This window comes from Bombella sp. ESL0378 (assembly GCF_009725845.1).
GTDB classification, from domain to species: Bacteria; Pseudomonadota; Alphaproteobacteria; order Acetobacterales; family Acetobacteraceae; genus Bombella; species Bombella pollinis.
The window spans coordinates 42189-59190 of sequence record NZ_WNIF01000001.1; the positions used below are offsets into that span (position 1 = coordinate 42189).

The following is a 17002-nucleotide window of genomic DNA, read 5'->3' on the forward strand; positions in this document are numbered from 1 at the left end:
CTCAAAACCCCGCTGTAAAGCTTGCAAGGGCGGCAAAGGGACTGCCGATGAAGTAATCAGGGCTGGAGCCTTTAATGCGCGTCCCATGCAGGCCGGTTGTCGTATGAGCGTTAAAAGCGGTGCTGTTAATACCAGAGAGGTAACGTTGATTGCTTAAATTGCTCAGGTTCAGGCGCAAGGTGGGTTTTTGGAGTACGCCGATATTGTTAAAGCGGTACCCCAAAGCAAGGTCTGCTGTCATGATGGCAGGGATGCGCTCATCATTCATAAAGGTGGCATATTGGTGGCTCATATAATGCATCGTCACCATGCTGAAGAAGTGTCCATCATCATAGCGTAACCCCGCTCCCGCTTGGAAATGAGGGCTACGGATAGCCGTTTTGCCTGCTGTAGGGAGGAGGTCCCCCCTAGCGGCAATGTTACTATCGATGGTGGCATGGAGATATTCAAAAGAGGCATAGGGGCTGAGATGATGCCAAGGGCGTGTGCCAATCTCTACATCTACCCCGCGTGAGGTTTGCTTCCCCGCATTGATGGAGGTGGAGATATTGGGGTTATTGGGCTCCCCTGTTTTAATCTGCCGATTGCGGAAATTGTAGTTAAAGAAGGTCACGCTCGCAGTAATCCATTCCCCCGTACGGCGATAGCCGAACTCCTCTGCGATGGAATATTCATTTTTAAGATGGTTTGTCCCCGCTTTGCTGAGGGAGCCATTGGCGTTGCCATTCGCATCTGTCCCAGCATATTGGTTGTAATAGCTGGAGGCTGTTGGGGCGCGGAAATTGGTGTTGACGTTGAGGAAGAGCTGGTCCTGCTTGGTAAAGTTCCACCTCATGCCAAAGCGTGGCAGTGGTTCGGCTTTATTACTAGAGATGGTCCGCTGAGGGCCGGGGACATCATTTGTTCCCCAACGATGCATCATGACCTCTTTAAAGCCAATATCCATCGCTAATCTATCCTGCATGAGGGAGATATGGTCGCCTATATACAGCGCATTGACCTGCGACATAGTATGAAAGGCCCCCGCAAGGTAAGGGTTACCATTGGGCATTAGCACACGGTCACGCCGTTTATCGCCCCAAATATTGGCCGAACTTCCATCATCATTAACGGTGGTAAAGGGTTGGCGTTGGTTATCATCGGAGTAGTCATACCAATACCCCATAACGAAATCATTCCATTTATACCGGGCATGGAAGGCCATATTCACCCCAGCGCGATAGCTACGCTGCGTGTATTCGGAACGGACGGTTTGATTATCGGTTAAAGGGAGGGAGGAGACAGGCTGGGTGCCATAATAATTCCCTGTACCAGAGAGCTGGGAGCCGTACGGGAAGTTACCATAAGCACTTTGAGCATAAGGGGTGATGTCAAAACTATAACGCTGGTTAAAGCGCAGATGCACAGGCGCACCGACATAGAGCGTTTCCTCTGGGTCGCGGGAAAGCCGCCAGTAATTATAGCTATTATCGCCGGGTTCATAATGATGGGTGAGGGCACCGCTATGGGTGCCGTATGTTTTCCAATCCTTGAGGGACGTGAAGGGATAATAGCTGGTGATGGCCCTGTTCCATGACCCAACAAGGCTTGCGCGATTGTCCTGCCCCCATTCTTTAAGGAGCTTGAAGTCAATATGCTGGCGGGTATCGTACCCGCCGCTGCGCCAATTATCAGTATGGGTGTTGGAGTAAGAGGCAAAGCCGCGGACGCCACTATGACCAATCTCGCCTGTCTCAAGCCGGAGGAAGCCGCGCCGCGTGTTAAAAGAGCCATATGAGAAAGAGGCAAACCCGCCGGGTTTAAAGGCCGGGTCTAGGAAGGAGAGCTTCATCAACCCACCAGCGGCATTGAGGACGGGGCTATCCAGGTCGGAGGAGCCTTGTTGCAGCCCAACGGTGCTGTAATTCTCTGTATCAGCAAATTGGTTGGGATACCCACCATAAGAGGCAATATCATTGAGGGGCATACCCTCTAAGACATAGCCAATAGCATCTCCATTTAGCCCACGGACACTGATATTCGTATTAGGGGAAATGCCAAAAGGGTCGGAGGTAGCAACATTTGCACCGGGTAAAATGGAGACAAGCTGAAAAGCCGAAGCCGTAGGGGCTTGTACATCCATATAGCTACGGCCCACCTCACTGATGGATTGCGTGCCATGTTGAGGGCGGATTAACCCCCCACCGCGTTGGGTGACCTCCGTTGTGGCATGGGTGGTGATATATTCCACCTCTTTTGCCTGCACATCATGGGGATGTGAGGTGGTGGGGTGTGAGGTGGGATGTGTTGGTGTGTGCGTGTGCGTCTGTTGGCCTTTTGTTTGCTCCTCAGCCAAGGCTAAGCTGGGGCAACATAAGGGGAGTAAGAGGAGGGCCCGCAAGCCAGAAAAAGATAAGCGCATAGAATCTTCACCTTCGAGAGGTCGATGGGGAAGGTTCGCTGGGCTGGCGTTAGTTCAGGGGAAGATGGGGGTGTTCCATCCATGCTATTTTCCTGTCCCTTCGCCGGTACGAACCGGATCAGGTTCAAAGGGTTGGATGGCCTTACCCATCCTCTCAGCCTTGCAGATGAAGGCACCCCTCGGAACATGTGCTCTTCGTTAGCAGAGAAAGGCCCTTTTGTTCAAGTGCAAGGCTCTCTTGTAAAAATGCCTATTTCTGCCAATATCAAGCCTATGCGTTTTGTCCTTTTTATAATGGGGGTCTTATGCCCATAATTGCACCGAGCCTGCTTGCTGCTGATTTCTCTAATCTGCGTCAGGAAATGAGCGCGGTGGTGGAGGCCCCGTGGTTGCATCTTGATGTGATGGATGGGCATTTTGTGCCTAATATCTCTTTTGGGATGCCCGTCATTAAAGCCTTGCGGCCACATAGTCAGGCCAAGTTTGATGTTCATTTGATGATTGACCCTGTGGACCCGTATTTAGAAGCCACAGCCAAAGCGGGAGCAGACCATATTACGGTGCATGTGGAGGGGAATGCTCACCTGCATCGGACGTTGCAAACCATTCATGCCTTAGGCTGTAAAGCAGGGGTGGCGATTTGTCCCGCAACCCCACCAGAGGCTTTGTCCGAAGTGATGGATTTGGTTGATATTATTTTGGTTATGACGGTTAATCCCGGTTTTGGGGGGCAGAAGTTCCTGCATGGTCAGCCTGCTAAAATCCGCACCCTTGCAGAGATGATCCGTAGGAGCGGGCGGGATATTACACTAGGCGTTGATGGTGGGATTGATGAAACCACAACCCCGTTGGTGACGGAGGCCGGGGCGACTATGCTCGTGGCAGGCTCTGCTATTTTTGGTAAGGGTGACCGCAAAGCCGCTATAGAGGGGATGCGCGCTGTAGCCCGCCCCGCACGCCGCGCTTGATGGAAGGGGAGCGGCTTGTTTAGGTCCTGCTGGCGGTATATTCGGCTATTATGTGCCTCTCTGCCAGCCCGTCAGCGGGACGAAGTTGGCCCTGTTTGTTTGTATCAAGACCGTGAAGAAGGGGACATTGACCAAGCCGCTTTATTGACGGGTGGTGTGTTCCGTTTTGCACAAAAGACCTATCGCTTGCCAATGCGGGATGTTTGGCAAAAGAATAATTGGCCTGAAGATGTACGCCGGTGGGTGTATAGCTTTGAGTGGCTGAAAGACCTTCGTACATTCGGCACAAATGGAGGGCGGTTATTAGCGCGCTCCATGGTCACTTCATGGGCAGACCGTCCTCCTAATGACCCCATCGCGCGGGAAGGTGGGGTGATAGGCCGCCGTTTAGCAAATTGGTTTGGGCATTATGAGTTCTGCCTCTCCACCGCTACAGCGAACACACAGCATATTGTGTTAGAGGCTGCGGTTAAAGATGGACGGCGGCTCTCGGCAATGTTGCCTCTTTCCTCATTAGGCTGGGAGGAGCTTGCGGCTCTGCGTGGGTTGTTAGCTGTCTATATGGCGGTGCCTGATTATGATGGCTTTCTCAAACGCTTTGAGGAACAACTCCCCCATGTGTTGGCCCGCCTGTTGGGGGAGGAGGGTATTGCGGCAGAGCGCAGCCCGGAGGCCCAATATCGCTGTGTGCAGGAACTTACTGCGATTCAAGGGATGTTCGGTGTTTTGCAATGGTTGCCACCGGAGTGCGTCTCTGTCGCTCTAGGGCGGGCTTGTGCAGTATTGCGGGCTTTCTGCCATGGCGATGGGGGGCTAGCTCTCTTTAATGGCGCGCAGGAACATGGCGCAAAAGCCATTACCGCTTTGTTAGAGCAAGCTGAACGTTACCGCATTGTTGCCTCGAGTTTGAGCCAAGGTGGTTTTGTGCGGCTTACAGCAGGGCGGGCCCTTTTATTGGTGGATGCAGCCCCACCCCCACCGCGCGGGTTGGACCGTATGGCCCATGCGGGGACATTGTCTTTTGAGTTCTCCCATCATCGGCAGCGATTATTTGTAAATTGTGGTTCTGCTATGGGCGGGGGATGGCAACGCGCCTTGCGCTCGTCTGCTGCCCATACAGCCCTGATTGTTGAAGGAGAGTCCTCATCAGGGTTTGGGGCGGGTGGTCATATAACACATCGGCCTTCACAAGTGCGCTGCCAGCAAGAGCGAGAGGGCCGAGCAGACGCCGTGCATCTCTCTCATAATGGCTATTATCCCTCTCATGGGGTGATATGGTCCCGATCGCTCTTCTTAGACCCTTCAGGGGAGGAGTTACGCGGCTGCGAGCGTGTGGAAGGGGAGCGTGATGTGCCTTTTGCGTTGCGCTTCCATATTCATCCTGATGTGCGGGTAGAGCGCGAGGATGAGGAGATTATCCTCCATACAGCCTCCGAGATATGGCGTTTTCATCAAACAGGTGGAGAGATAGCCGTGGAGGACGACCTTTATATGGGCCGCGGCACACCGGAGGAAACGCGCCAGATTGTCGTTTATTCCCGTCCCGGTCGGACGTTAACGTCACCTACAACGGAGAAGGAGGGGGCCGAGACACGCCCCCGCCGCCAGCAAAAGGTGGAATGGGTGCTGGAATATGTGCCCCTTTAGGGGCTACCCTGCTACCCTACCCGGATGAGGATATGCTTCTTCTTGCCAGAGGAGAGCTTTAGCGTGCCGTCTGTTAGGTCGGCAGATGTGATGATTTGATTCTCATCTTTGATGACGACATCATTCAGCCGGGCACCACCTCCGCGGATGAGGCGGCGTGCCTCGCCCCCGCTGGCGGCTAAGCCTGCCTCTGCAAAGAGCTTAAAGGCAGGCACACCCTCGGCAAATAGGCTAGCAGGCAGGGTGACTTCTGGCAGGGCGGCTTGTGTGCTGCCTTGCTCAAACACGGTGCGGGCAGTTGCAGCGGCTTCCTCAGCGGCAGCACGGCCGTGGCAGATGGCTGTGGCCTCTGTAGCCAGAATCTTCTTAGCTTCGTTAATCTCTGCTCCTTCCAGCGCGCCGAGGCGTTCACATTCCTTCACGGGGAGGTCGGTAAACATTTTGAGGAAGCGGCCTACATCCGCATCTTCCGTATTGCGCCAGAACTGCCAGTAATCAAATACAGGCCGCCGCTCCTTGCGGACCCACACCGCCCCATTGGCGGACTTGCCCATCTTAGCCCCGGAGGAGGTGGTAACAAGCGGTGTTGTCAGCCCAAATAGCCGCGCTCCATCGGTACGGCGAGCGAGGTCAATGCCGGAGACGATATTGCCCCATTGGTCAGAGCCCCCCATCTGAAGGATGGCCCCATGACGGCGATAGAGCTCCCGGAAGTCGAATGCTTGAAGAATGGAGTAGTTGAATTCTAAGAAGGTCAGCCCCTGCTCACGCTCAAGACGTTGCTTCACACTCTCAAAAGAGAGCATCCGACTGACAGAGAATTGCACCCCAACATCTTGCAATAGGCTGATGTAAGAGAGCTTATCCAACCAATCCGCATTATTGACGAGGCGACATTTACCATCATCAAAATCCAAAAATTGCCCCAGTGAGGCGCGCAACCCTGCGAGATTATGGGTGATGGTCTCGTTGCTCATCAGCGAGCGGGCTTCATCGCGGAAGGACGGGTCACCAATTTTCGCCGTCCCCCCACCGATGAGCGCAATAGGGTGATGGCCGTGCTTTTGTAAGAGCCGCAACATCATAATCGACATCGCATTACCCACATGCAGGGAATCAGCTGTAGGGTCAAAGCCGATATAAGCCGTAATGGGGCCTTCCTGCATAAGAGCATCCAACGCCTCATAATCAGTGCATTGGAAAATCATCCCACGGGCCTGAGCTTCTTGCAGGAAGGGGCTTTTAAGTGTGATGTCGGTCATGGAAAAGCTCTTTTCTGAAGTCTATAGCAAGGGGGATCGCTTAGCCGATGGCTTCTGCCTCATGCTCTGGCTCTGCATCATGTTCTAGCGCGGGGGCGGCGATAGAGGCAGGCTCTGGTGCAAAGAGGTTTTTCTGCCGGGTGGTGACATGGTCCTCCAACGCATCGGCAATCAGCTCCGCTTGCTGGGAGAAGATGTGGTCTGCCTCTGGGAAGAGGCGATAATCCACCGTCACATTCTTTTGTGTGTTGAGCTTCTCAACCAGTTTACGGATGACAGGCTCTGGGGCCATGTTATCTCGCCCACCAGCAATCATTAACCCGCTACAGGGGCAGGGGGCGAGGAAGTTGAAGTCATAATCATCAGCAGGGGGGGCAACGCTAATCCAACCGCGGATTTCTGGCCGGCGCATCAGCAGCTGCATCCCTACAAAGGCCCCGAAGGAATATCCAGCAATCCACAACTCCGAGGAGTTGGGGTTAATCATCTGCATCCAGTCCAGAGCAGCTGCTGCATCGGAGATTTCCCCAATACCGCCATCATAACGGCCTTGAGAGCGACCAACCCCGCGGGAATTATAACGCAGGACGGAAAACCCCATCATCTGAAAACGCCGATACATGGTGTAAGTGATGCGGTTGTTCATCGTCCCGCCATGGAGCGGGTGGGGGTGGATGACAAGGGCGAGAGGAGCGTTAGGGTCTTCGGAATGGTGATAATGGCCTTCGAGCCGCCCATCAGGGCCAGCGAACATGACTTCAGGCATGCGTCTCTCATCTTTATTGTCCACCCTGACCATCCCTAAAATATGGAGGGTAAGGTGATGTACGAACCGATTATGCCCGGCCTTTGTGGGACCGGGCATGATTTTGCGCCCCTCGCAGATGGATGGACACCAAGCCGGGAGAGGTATATCGGCGTTGTATATCGGTTTTGCTTTACTAATTTCTAGTAAAATCGACTCTCACATGCCGGTTTTTTCAAAAAAGTAAATTAGATTATGTTTGTCTCTTTATAGGGGTCAGGTTTATCAGAGGCAGCAGAAAGAGGAGGAGTCTCCATGCTTCATGCCCCGCCTTCACAGCATAACCCGCTTTATTTGGATGCTAATGCGACAGAGCCGTTACGCCCCATAGCCCAACAGGCGTTGAATGAGGGGCTTGCCCAGCTGGGTAATCCTGCCTCTGTGCATACAGCAGGGCGTAAGGCCCGTGTGATGTTAGAGCAAGCACGCAAACAGCTTGCCGGAGCTTTTGGGCGAGAGGCGGATAGCTTTGTGTTCACCTCCGGCGGGACGGAGGCGAATACGCTTGCCGTGCATGGTTTTGGCCATGCGATAGGGCGGCCTATCCTCATCGGTGCGACCGAGCATGACGCCATTCGTAAAGCCGCGCCGGGAGCATGCGTGATTCCGGTGGATCAAAATGGTCTCATAGAATGTGCAGCTTTGGAAACACAGCTTGCCTCCCATGCAGCAGAGGCAGGTGCGCTCGTATGTATTATGGCGGCGAATAATGAGACGGGTGTGTATGCACCGTTGGAGGATATTGCCGCTTTATGCCGCCAATACGGAGCGCATTTGCATATTGATGCGGTGCAAGCAGCGGGGCGGATGAGCGGGACAGACCCTTTCTCTCAAGCCGTGGCGTCAGGGGCGTTAGTAGGGGCGAGCCTTGCTTTATCTGCCCATAAGATGGGTGGGGTAATGGGGGCGGGGGCTCTTCTTCTGCCAGAGGACCGGCCCTTACCCCCCCTTCTTCCCGGTGGGGGGCAAGAGCGTGGACGGCGCGGGGGTACCCCCGCCCTTGCAGCGCATCTCAGCATGGCCGCTGCGTTGGTGGAAAGCCAGCAGCAAGAATGGAGTCGCCTGCAGATATTGCGTGATGAGCTAGAGGCCATCTGCTGCCATGCAGGGGCGGTCATTATGGGCCGTGACGTCCCGCGCTTGCCGAATACGGTGAGTGCCCTTCTACCCGGTGTAGCGGCGCAGGTGCAGCTTATGGCCTTGGATATTGAGGGTTATTGCGTCTCTGCTGGCTCGGCCTGTTCGTCCGGCAAAGTGGCGCGCTCTCATGTGTTGGAAGCTATGGGGCAAGGCGAAGGCGCGGGGCAGGCGATTCGCATCTCTCTGCCATGGAATGTGCAAGCAGAGCATGTGCGTGCCTTTGGGCAGGCTTATAGCCGTATGGCGCAGCGATTTGCCGAGCGTGGCCTCTTACAAAATAATCGTACTACGTCATGAAGGCGGATAAGCAGGAGGTTATCTATTTAGATTACCTCGCGACAACCCCCTGTGACCCGCGTGTTATAGAGGCCATGCTGCCCTATTTTACGGCGTCCTTTGGTAATGCTGGGAGTGTGCATCAGCTTGGCCGTGCGGCGGAGGAGGCCGTAGAGGAGGCCCGCCAAGAGATGGCGCAGCTTTTGCAGGTGAGCCCTCATGAGGTGATATGGACCTCGGGGGCGACTGAATCCAATAATCTGGCCATTAAAGGGGCGGTGCGGTTCTTAAAGACGCAGGGCGATACAAGACGGCGTGTTATTACAGCCGCAACGGAACATAAATGCGTGTTGGAGGCTGTGCGCTCCCTCGCAGATGAAGGGTTTGAGCCTATTATCCTCCCCGTAGGGCCTGATGGGCGTGTAGAGCCAAATCGATTAGCCGAGGCCTTAAAAACACCAACTGCGCTTGTAAGCCTCATGGCGGCGAATAACGAGACAGGTATCGTCCACGACATCCCCCAGCTTATGCCGCTTATCAAGCAAGCAGGGACGTTGCTGCATGTTGATATGGCGCAGATGTTCGGTAAATTACCATGCAGTTTAGAGGGGATCGACCTCGCCTCATTCTCGGCCCATAAGCTATACGGCCCTAAAGGGGTCGGAGCGTTATATATAAGGCGGCGGCCTCGTGTGCGGCTATTGCCTTTAATCTCTGGTGGAGGGCAGGAGCGTGGTATGCGCTCTGGCACATTGCCTGTCCCGCTCATTGTGGGGATGGCTGTCGCTGCACGTCTTGCCCTAGCCGCCCAGCCGGAGGAGGTGCCGCGCCTTATGGCATTGCGCGGCCAGCTTTGGCAGGCTATGCAGAGGCTTTGCCCAACAGCGCGGCTTAATGGCGGCCAAGCTCCGCATCTGCCGGGTGTACTGAATTGCTGCTTACCTGATGGGCCGGAGGCTCAAGACTTGATGAAATCCCTGCCGGGGCTGGCTTTTTCGGCTGGTTCAGCATGTTCGGCAGCGTCTGGTGCGCCGTCTTATGTATTGCAGGCAATGGGCTTGACCGATAGAGAAGCACGCAGGAGCTTGCGTCTTTCGGTCGGACGCTTTACCTCAGCAGATGACGTGGAGCGCGCAGTGGCTCAATTTAGGCAGGTTTTAACAGGTGGTTAACCACGCCTGCGTGGATTTCAGAGGGAGTGAGGGTTTATGCCACGGATGGTTTTTGTTGAGCGTGATGGTAGCCGCCATGAGGTGGAGGCACAGGCAGGTCTCTCCGTCTTGGAGATTGCCCATGAGCATAATATCGACCTTGAAGGAGCCTGTGAGGGCTCCCTAGCATGTGCGACATGCCATGTTATCGTGGACCCAGCATGGGCCGATAAACTCACCAGCCCAACCGATGATGAAGAAGATATGCTCGACCTCGCCTTTGGGCTGGAGAAAACATCGCGCCTTGGCTGCCAAATCATCATGACAGATGAGCTGGATGGCCTTGTCGTTCATCTTCCCAAAGCGGGGTAAGGTAAGCGTTATGCGCATCCTTGTAGCTATGTCTGGTGGGGTCGATAGTTCTGTTGTGGCAGCGTTGCTCAAGCAGCAAGGCCACGAGGTCATCGGGGCCACCTTACAGCTTTACGACCATAGCGGCCCCGCCAAGCCGGGGGCTTGCTGTGCAGGGCGGGACATTATGGATGCGCGTTTAGTGGCGGAGAAAATCGGTTTTCCTCATTACGTTATTGATGCGGAGAGCCGCTTCCGCGATAGCGTTATTGAGAGTTTTGCCGATTCTTACGCCCGGGGAGAAACCCCTGTCCCTTGTGTGGCTTGTAATCAGGGCGTTAAGTTTACGGACCTCCTGACAATGGCGCGGGATTTAGGCTGCGAGGCTATGGCGACTGGCCATTATGTCCGCCGGGTTGAGGGCCCTACTGGGGTGGAGATGCACCGCCCTGTGGATCGGGATAGAGACCAAAGTTGGTTTCTCTTTGCCACAACGCGGGAACAGTTGGAGTTCCTCCGCTTCCCCCTTGGTGAGATGCCCGATAAAGCTCATGTCCGTGCCTTAGCGGAGGAGCTAGGGCTGGATGTGGCGACAAAGCGCGATAGTCAGGATATTTGCTTTGTGACGAATGGCTCTTACGCCACATTGGTGGAGAAGATGCGACCAGAGATTGGTGGGCCGGGCGATATTGTAGATGAGCACGGCAATGTGCTGGGCCAGCATGAGGGGATTGCGCGTTACACTGTGGGGCAGAGCCGCCGGTTGGGGGATATTCATACCGGTACGGGGGAACGTCAGATGGTCACGGCGATTGATGTGCCTTCCCGCCGCATTATTGTTGGCCCGCGTCAGAAGGTCATTCATGATGAGAGCCGCCGCATCGTCCAGCTAAGGGATATGAATTGGCTGATTGATGCCCCAGCAGACGGCGTGCGCTGCGGAGTGCAGCTACGCGCGCGTGAGGGGTTGCGTCAAGCCCTTATACGCCCCTTAGAGGGGAATCGGGCAGAGGTTCAGCTCGAAGAGCCCGCTTTGCCCGCACCGGGGCAAGCATGTGTGATGTATGAGGGGGAGCGTGTTCTGGGTGGTGGGTTTATTCTCGCCTAAACGCTCTCTATATGAATCACATCTTATTGATTTTATGGGAGGAAAAGAGTCGCTTTTGCGAAAGAGGGGCGCAAAAGTGGGCTCTGAAGGTGTTATTTGGCCTCTTAGAGGGGGCCACGCTTTAGGAATGTTTCGATTTTAAAATATATTTTGCACAAATCTTCCTTTTGGATATGGACAACCCCCTATGTTTCATGGTCTGGCTGGAGGTAGAGAAGTTCTTTCTCCACCAACAACGGGAAGTGATTATCACGCTATCAGCTTGAGGGTTTGGTATGGCTTATTTTGTACGTCATTTTGGTTCATTACCGGAACGTTCCGCTCTGCGGAAGGCCATTGCCGAGAAAATCCGGTACCCAGAGCAAGCCTGCGTTGAGGCTTTGATTCCAGCCGCTGAGATGAGCGTTGATGAGGAAGCAATCGCCAGCAAAGTTGGGCTTTCTCTAGCGCGTGCGCTGCGCGATCATCGCCAGCCAGGCCTTGTTGAGACCTTGGTGCAAGAGTTCAGCCTTGCCTCATCGGAGGGTGTGGCTCTGATGAGCATGGCCGAGGCTTTGCTGCGTACACCAGACCATGCCACGCGTGATGCGTTGATTCGGGACCAAGTTGGTGTGGGGGACTGGCTCTCTCATATGGGGCGTGATCGTGGCTTGATCATCAATGCAGCCTCATGGGGATTGGACATTACCGGCCGTCTCGTTGCGCCTAAGCGGCGTATGGGCGTGATTCATCGTCTGCTGCGTGATCGTGGGGAGCCGATTGTCCGCCGGGCTGTGCAATTTGCAATGCAGATGATGGGCCAGCAATTCGTCCTTGGCCAGACTATTGAAGGCGCATTGAAGGATTCCCGCAAGCGTGAGGCACAAGGCTTTACCTATTCCTACGATATGCTGGGTGAGGCTGCGTTGGACCATGCCGATGCCGAGCGGTATCAGGCGTCTTACCATGCAGCGTTGGAGGCTATCGGTAGCCGGGCTAAGGGTGAGAATGTCTATGAGCGTCCCGGCCTATCCATTAAGCTTTCTGCCCTGCATCCGCGTTATGAGCGGGCAAAGCGTGAGCGCGTGTTGGAGGAGCTGCTGCCAACTGTAAAAGCCCTCGCTGTGCGGGCGAAGCATTACAATATCGGCTTGAATATTGATGCTGAAGAAAGCGAACGGCTGGATATTTCGCTCGATATTCTGGAAGCTTTGTGCCGCGACCCAGAGTTGGCGGATTGGGATGGCATCGGCTTTGTTGTGCAGGCTTATGGGCGGCGCGCTTCAGCTGTGTTGGATTACATTATCGCCCTTGGCCGTGAGACGCATCACCGTGTGATGATTCGCCTCGTAAAAGGGGCGTATTGGGATAGCGAGCTGAAGAAGGCTCAAATTGATGGTGTTTCGGACTTCCCCGTCTTTACGCGTAAATGCCATACGGATGTTAGCTATATTGCATGTGCGCGTAAGCTCTTAGGGGCAATGGATGCGATTTTCCCACAATTTGCGACACATAATGCGCGGACAGTGGCCACGATTTACGCAATGGCTGGTCAGGACTTCCAACCGGGGCAATTTGAGTTCCAATGTCTGCATGGCATGGGTGAGGCCCTTTTTGAGCGCGTTGTGGGGGCAAAGAACCTTAACCGGCCTTGTCGGATTTACGCCCCGGTGGGGACATATGACACGCTGTTGGCCTATCTCGTCCGCCGCCTATTGGAGAACGGAGCGAACTCCTCCTTCATCAATCTGCTTGGTGACCCCAACATTCCGCTAGAAAAATTGGTGGAGGACCCTGTTAAGGTTACGCGCTCTTACAGCCCTGTGGGAGCCCCTCACCCTGAGATTAAAAAACCGCTCGATATGTTCGCGCCAGAGCGGCAAAACTCTAAGGGTATGGACCTGAACCATGAGCCTGTTTTGAGCCATCTTGGCGAGGTGCTTTACAGCCTGCCAGAGCAGTATGAGGCGTATCCGCTAGTGCCCGGTTTGGGTGAGGCGACGCGTCCGGTTCATCCCGTTACAAACCCTGCGGAGCGTAAGGATCAGGTCGGCCAAGTGACCTTTGCGGTGCCTGAGGATATTCGCCACGCTGTAGATGTTGCAGAAGCAGCTTTTGCAGGCTGGGCCGCACGTCCAGCCGAGGAACGTGGTGCGATTTTGGAGCGCGCTGCTGATTTGCTGGAGGAACGCTACATTGCCTATATGGGGTTGGCCGTGCGTGAGGCAGGGAAGTCCTACCCCAATGCTGTGGCTGAGGTCCGTGAGGCGATCGACTTCTTGCGTTATTATGGCGGGGCAGTCCGGCGGGAGTTTAATAATGAGACGCACCGCCCCCTAGGCACTGTGGTGTGCATTAGCCCGTGGAACTTCCCGTTAGCGATCTTCCTTGGTCAGGTGTCCGCTGCTTTGGCTGCGGGGAATACCGTCATCGCCAAACCGGCTGAGGAAACCCCATTGATTGCTATGGAAGCTGTAAAGCTTCTGCATGAGGCAGGTGTACCAGAGGAGGTTGTGCAGTTCCTTCCCGGTGAAGGGGATGTCGGGGAGGCCATGGTGGCAGACCAGCGCATCGGTGGTGTGATGTTTACGGGCTCTACCATTGTTGCGCAGATTATTGCACGTCAGTTGAATGGCCGTTTAGGCCGCAATGGTCAGCCTGTTCCACTTGTGGCGGAAACTGGCGGGTTGAATGCGATGATTGTCGATTCCTCCGCTTTGCCAGAGCAGGTGGTGAAGGATATCGTCTCCTCCGCTTTTGATAGTGCGGGGCAACGCTGTTCGGCTCTGCGCGTGCTATGCGTGCAGGAAGATGCTGCGGATCGTATCATCTCCTTGCTGAAAGGCGCGATGGAGGAGTTACGGATTGGGATTCCCGCCAAGTTGCCAACTGATGTTGGGCCTGTCATTAGTGAGGTCGCTCGCAAAGGGATTAACGATCACATCGAGGCTCTACGCCGCCGGAATCACCCTGTCTTCCAAGCTCCAACCGTGGAGGAGGAAACACAAGGGGGGACGTTTGTGCCACCAACCTTGATTGAGGTGAGTTCCATCGCTGATGTTGGCGGGGAGATTTTCGGCCCTGTGCTGCATGTCCTACGCTATAAACGTGATGAGCTAGAAGCCCTTATCACACGCAGCAATGCAGGGGGGTATGGCCTCACCTTTGGTGTGCATAGCCGTGTTGCCTCTCGCATTGACTTCCTTGTGGAGCGGGTGGAAGCAGGGAATATCTACGTTAATCGCAATATTGTTGGGGCGATTGTAGGTGTGCAACCCTTTGGTGGGCATGGTCTCTCTGGCACGGGGCCAAAGGCTGGGGGTCCGCTGGCCTTGCGCCGCCAGTTGGCAGATGCTCCACGGACGCCACTCGCACAACCGGGGGCAATGCCGGCTATGGCACGCTCATGGTTGCTATGGCTGGGCACGAATGATCGCGACCTAGCCCATGAGGTCACACCTTGGATGGATCATGGCTTGCTTTCCTGCAAGCTTGCGCTGCCATCCCCGGTTGGGGAGAGCAATACTTACACGTTGGAGCCACGGGGCCGCGTCCTCGCTGTGGCAGAGACGGAGCAGGGCCTAAAGCGCATGATCAGCTATGCCATTAGCTGTGGCAATGAGGTCATCGCTCTTGCTGCTCCTGCGGTGATTAAGACGTTGGAGACCATGCCAGATGTCCTACGGGAGGCAATTCATCCTGCTGATTCGTTAGAAGATGTTGAGGCATGCTCTGTCATTCTTGCTGAGAGTGCGCATGAGGGGCTGTGGCAGATTGTGGCGGACCAGCTCAAAAACCCTGATGCCCCTGTACCGTTGGTCTATTGGGCAGATGGCTCCACCCTTCAGCCGGAAGCTTTGGTGCAAGAGAAGCTAGTGAGCGTTAATACGGCGGCTGCTGGTGGTAATGCGGAGCTGATGGCTCTGAGCTAAGAGGGGCTTCCGCTTTATAGATGAAGAAGGCCGGGTGAATCATAATCCACCCGGCCTTCTTCGTGCTATATGCAGGGTATGGATAAGAAAAAGGGGGGAAGAAGCCATGGCTCTTTCCCCCCTTTTTATGATGATATGTCCTGTTCTGCTTTTAGGTGGTAGGGATTTTTGTTTTGGGCAGGGGGAGGCATCCTTCTGGCGTGGCAACGCGGAGGAAGTTGGCTAACTCACGGAAGGAGGTTGCTCGTGGGTCGGATGGACGCCAGACAAGGCTAATTGTCCGCCGGGCTTCAGCCTCGTTAAGTTCACGAATCGTAACAAGCCCCTCAAACTCATGCCGATTATTAAGAGCAAGGCGCGGTATGAGGGAGAAACCTTCTCCTGCGCCAATCATGTGCCATAACATTTCCAAGCTAGTTGCAAGACGCTGGTCTTGGGCGCGGAAATTGCTGGGGCAGAGGGAGAGAGCTTGGTCACGCAAGCAATGGCCATCCTCCAACAAGAGCAAATCAGGCCGTGCTAGGTCATTGATGGAGAGATTCTTCTTATGGGCAAGATCGTGGTCTTTTGGGAACACAGCTAAGAATGGCTCTTGAAAGAGCGGCGCATGCTCTAGCGATTCGGTCGCGGTGGTTGGTGCCATAAAGGCAACATCAAGGCTACCTTGGCGGAGAAGCTGGACAAGGTTTGGCGTTGTATTTTCGCTTAACCGCAAACCGAGCTGAGGGTATTTTTGCCGCAACCGTGGGAGAAGGGCGGGAATATAATAAGGCCCTAAGGTTGGGATAACGCCGATATGCAGCAAGCCATCCAGCGGCCCCGTATGAGCGCGAGCGACTTCTAGCAGATTGCGAGCAGAAGCGAGGACGTCGCGCCCTAAGGCGATGAGTCGTTCACCTTCTGGCGTGGGGGCAACATGCCGGCGGGAGCGTTCGAACAAAGTAACATTAAGAAGCTGCTCTAGCTTGCGTACTTGCTCAGAAAGCCCCGCCTGACTGACGCCACAACGCTCAGCCGCGCGGGAAAAATTACGCAGATCATCAACTGCGACAACATATTCGATGTCCCGTAGGGACAAACCGGAGAGAGGAACGTAGGACATAGAGTCTATCCATAAGCGGAGTTGGAGGCAGAGCCAAGAGGGAAAGATGGAAAGGAATGAAAGATTGATAATGATTCTTAATTATACTCATAATAACTCTCAATTAGACGTTACCCTTAGGGTGGGGTACCAATAAACTTGCTTGACTTTCTCGCGCTTCGGTTGCTCCCATGAGGGGCTCCACAAGTTCGGTGGAAGTTTACACTTTGTTAGTAAATGAGGAGGTCTCCATGCCTGCTATTGGTTCCGAAATTAAGCCTTTTACCGCTCAGGCTTTCCGTGATGGTAAGTTCCTTCAGGTCTCCGATGCGGACCTACGCGGCAAATGGTCTGTCGTCTTCTTCTATCCGGCTGACTTCACCTTTGTCTGTCCGACAGAGCTGGAAGACCTCGCTGAGAATTACGCTACATTCCAAAAGCTGGGTGTAGAGATCTTCGGTGTCTCTACCGATAAGCACTTCACGCATAAAGCATGGCACGACACATCCCCAGCTATTGGGAAGGTGCAGTACACCATGATCGGCGATCCTTCTGGTGATATTGCACGTAACTTCGATGCTCTGCGCGCTGATGGTAGCCACACAGCTGACCGTGCGACCTTCCTGATCGACCCAGAAGGGAAGATCCAGTACATGGAGATCACTTCCGAGGGCGTAGGCCGTAGTGCTGCGGAGCTGCTCGATAAGATCCGTGCTGCTCAGTATGTTGCAGCTCACCCTGGTGAGGTCTGCCCTGCTAAGTGGAAAGAGGGCGGCGATACAGCTACTCTGAACCCTTCTTTGGACCTAGTCGGCAAGATCTGATTACATCCTATTAAGGGATATTGGTGGGGGCCTCTCCTCACCTTTTGGGGGAGGCGTGCTGTGCTGTGGCGCGCCTC

Annotated in this window: 12 protein-coding genes and 1 riboswitch; of the genes, 8 read left to right on the plus strand and 4 right to left on the minus strand. The window is 54.6% G+C overall.

Annotation, left to right across the window (positions count from 1 at the left end; all coding sequences use genetic code 11):
- Nucleotide 1: 1 nt before the first annotated feature.
- Entirely contained in the window at nt 2–2401 is a 2400-nt protein-coding gene (locus GM556_RS00175; protein WP_155578910.1) for a TonB-dependent receptor, read from the minus strand.
- A gap of 77 nt (nt 2402–2478) precedes the next feature.
- A riboswitch (TPP riboswitch) is annotated at nt 2479–2591 on the minus strand.
- A gap of 115 nt (nt 2592–2706) precedes the next feature.
- Between GM556_RS00175 and rpe the strand changes: the two genes are divergently transcribed.
- Together rpe and GM556_RS00185 are read left to right on the plus strand one after the other, a co-directional pair.
- Nucleotides 2707–3369 (plus strand): ribulose-phosphate 3-epimerase, encoded by a 663-nt coding sequence (gene rpe / locus GM556_RS00180; protein WP_155578911.1) that lies wholly within the window; start codon nt 2707–2709, stop codon nt 3367–3369.
- 15 nt (nt 3370–3384) lie between these two features.
- Nucleotides 3385–5016: a heparinase II/III family protein gene (locus GM556_RS00185; RefSeq protein ID WP_155578912.1), complete on the plus strand. Its 1632-nt coding sequence runs from the start codon at nt 3385–3387 to the stop codon at nt 5014–5016.
- Between the two features lie 11 nt (nt 5017–5027).
- Here the strand turns inward: GM556_RS00185 and tyrS are convergent, their stop codons facing one another.
- Together tyrS and GM556_RS00195 are read right to left on the minus strand one after the other, a co-directional pair.
- Nucleotides 5028–6278, minus strand: coding sequence for a tyrosine--tRNA ligase (gene tyrS, locus GM556_RS00190; RefSeq protein WP_155578913.1), 1251 nt, complete (start codon nt 6276–6278; stop codon nt 5028–5030).
- Nucleotides 6279–6318: 40 nt separating this feature from the next.
- The gene (locus GM556_RS00195; protein WP_155578924.1) at nt 6319–7044 is read right to left on the minus strand and encodes an alpha/beta hydrolase; all 726 of its coding nucleotides are present in this window, start codon (nt 7042–7044) and stop codon (nt 6319–6321) included.
- 294 nt (nt 7045–7338) lie between these two features.
- Between GM556_RS00195 and GM556_RS00200 the strand changes: the two genes are divergently transcribed.
- From GM556_RS00200 to putA, 5 genes are all read left to right on the plus strand, one after another.
- Complete coding sequence (locus GM556_RS00200) at nt 7339–8520, plus strand: cysteine desulfurase family protein (protein ID WP_155578914.1); 1182 nt, start codon at nt 7339–7341, stop codon at nt 8518–8520.
- The gene (locus tag GM556_RS00205) at nt 8517–9671 is read left to right on the plus strand and encodes a cysteine desulfurase family protein (RefSeq protein WP_155578915.1); all 1155 of its coding nucleotides are present in this window, start codon (nt 8517–8519) and stop codon (nt 9669–9671) included. Before GM556_RS00200 ends, GM556_RS00205 begins: the two co-directional genes overlap by 4 nt.
- Before the next feature lie 36 nt (nt 9672–9707).
- Entirely contained in the window at nt 9708–10022 is a 315-nt protein-coding gene (locus tag GM556_RS00210; protein WP_099027482.1) for a ferredoxin family 2Fe-2S iron-sulfur cluster binding protein, read from the plus strand.
- Nucleotides 10023–10032: 10 nt separating this feature from the next.
- A complete protein-coding gene (gene mnmA / locus GM556_RS00215; RefSeq protein ID WP_155573938.1) occupies nt 10033–11109 on the plus strand; it encodes a tRNA 2-thiouridine(34) synthase MnmA in 1077 nt (358 codons plus the stop codon).
- 275 nt (nt 11110–11384) lie between these two features.
- Nucleotides 11385–15020, plus strand: coding sequence for a bifunctional proline dehydrogenase/L-glutamate gamma-semialdehyde dehydrogenase PutA (putA, locus tag GM556_RS00220; RefSeq protein ID WP_155578916.1), 3636 nt, complete (start codon nt 11385–11387; stop codon nt 15018–15020).
- A 151-nt stretch (nt 15021–15171) separates the two neighbouring features.
- On the opposite strand, the gene GM556_RS00225 is transcribed toward putA, so the two are convergent.
- Entirely contained in the window at nt 15172–16122 is a 951-nt protein-coding gene (locus GM556_RS00225; RefSeq protein ID WP_155578917.1) for a hydrogen peroxide-inducible genes activator, read from the minus strand.
- A gap of 230 nt (nt 16123–16352) precedes the next feature.
- Between GM556_RS00225 and ahpC the strand changes: the two genes are divergently transcribed.
- Nucleotides 16353–16925, plus strand: a complete 573-nt coding sequence (gene ahpC / locus GM556_RS00230) for an alkyl hydroperoxide reductase subunit C (RefSeq protein ID WP_099027534.1) — start codon at nt 16353–16355, stop codon at nt 16923–16925.
- The last annotated feature ends 77 nt before the right edge of the window (nt 16926–17002 follow it).